This is a genomic window from Streptomyces sp. NRRL F-5135, assembly GCF_000719775.1.
Classification (GTDB): domain Bacteria; phylum Actinomycetota; class Actinomycetes; order Streptomycetales; family Streptomycetaceae; genus Streptomyces; species Streptomyces hebeiensis.
In genome coordinates this window covers 1-308 of sequence record NZ_JOHR01000093.1, presented here as the reverse complement: position 1 = coordinate 308, position 308 = coordinate 1, and the positions used below count along the sequence as shown (strand labels likewise).

The 308-nt window shown below is 70.1% G+C and carries 1 protein-coding gene; it reads left to right on the top strand.

What is annotated here, in order from left to right; all coding sequences use genetic code 11:
• The coding region (locus IG02_RS37475) for a Tn3 family transposase (protein WP_037805263.1) at positions 1 to 308 on the top strand (308 nt) is incomplete at both ends.

Sequence of the window (308 nt, the reverse complement as noted above, 5' to 3'; positions counted from 1 at the left end):
GTCCTGGCTGGACATCGCCGAGCGAAAATCCGGGGCGATCCGCCTGACCGCGGCCGAGGCCCAGCCCGAACCGCGCAATCTGCGCAGGATCAAGGCCGAGGTACAGCGCAGGTGGGGCATCGTGCCGCTGGTCGACATGCTGAAGGAAGCGGCGCTGCGGACCGGCTGCCTTGACGCGGTCACCTCCGTCTCCGGCGGCGGCAGCCTCTCGTCGGAAGTGCTGGCCGAACGCCTGCTGCTGGTCATCTACGCGTACGGCACGAACACCGGGATCAAGGCCGTGGCGTCCGGCGGCCACGGCCACACCG